The sequence below is a fragment of the Mesorhizobium sp. M8A.F.Ca.ET.021.01.1.1 genome, from assembly GCF_003998025.1.
Lineage (GTDB): Bacteria > Pseudomonadota > Alphaproteobacteria > Rhizobiales > Rhizobiaceae > Mesorhizobium.
This window is the reverse complement of the sequence record NZ_RZSJ01001056.1, coordinates 1-673: the sequence shown is the minus strand read 5'-3', so window position 1 is coordinate 673 and position 673 is coordinate 1. Positions and strand designations below refer to the sequence as shown.

The following is a 673-nucleotide window of genomic DNA, read 5'->3' as shown; positions in this document are numbered from 1 at the left end:
ATCCTGATGCCTTCAGCGCATTCCTCGCCAAGGCGGATGCGATCGGCCGCGATATCGACGCGGCCAAGACCGCCGGCTTCGCGCCTGACATCGCCGCCGGCGGCAGCTTCGCCGCAAAGGACGCCGAGGTCGCCTTCACGATTGCCGGCGGCACGCTCAGGGCGCCGCCGATCAGCCTTGAAAATCCGGCGGCGACCTTGTCGGCCGACATCACGGCCGACCTCAACGCCAGCACGGTTTCGGCCAAGGGCGCGGTCACCTATCGGCCCGGCGACGAAGCGCTTGCCGGCTCCGAGCCGGCCGTGAATTTCACCGCCGAGGGGCCGTTCGGCGCCGTGAAACGGCAGTTCGACAGCGAGCCTCTGGCGCAGTTCCTGACGCAGCGCGCGCTGGAAAAAGAACAGCAACGCGTCGAGGCGATGCAGGCCGCGCTGCTCGAGAAGCAGCGGCTGCGGCGCGAGGTACGCTACTACGCGGCACTTCAGGATGCCCGCGACAAGGCCGCCGAGGAACTGCGCCAACAAGAGGAAGCGGCGCGCCTGAAAGCGGAGGCCGACGCCAAGGCGAAAGCGGAAGCCGACGCTCAGGCCCAGGCTGAAGCGGATGCCAAGGCAAAGGCCGACGCGGAAGCGAAAGCCAAGGCGGAGGCAGACGCGAAAGCCAAGGCCGATGC

At 68.2% G+C, this 673-nt stretch carries 1 pseudogene; it reads left to right on the top strand.

Annotation, left to right across the window (positions count from 1 at the left end):
• A pseudogene (locus EOA36_RS36555) lies at positions 1 to 673 on the top strand (AsmA-like C-terminal region-containing protein); the annotation flags it as partial.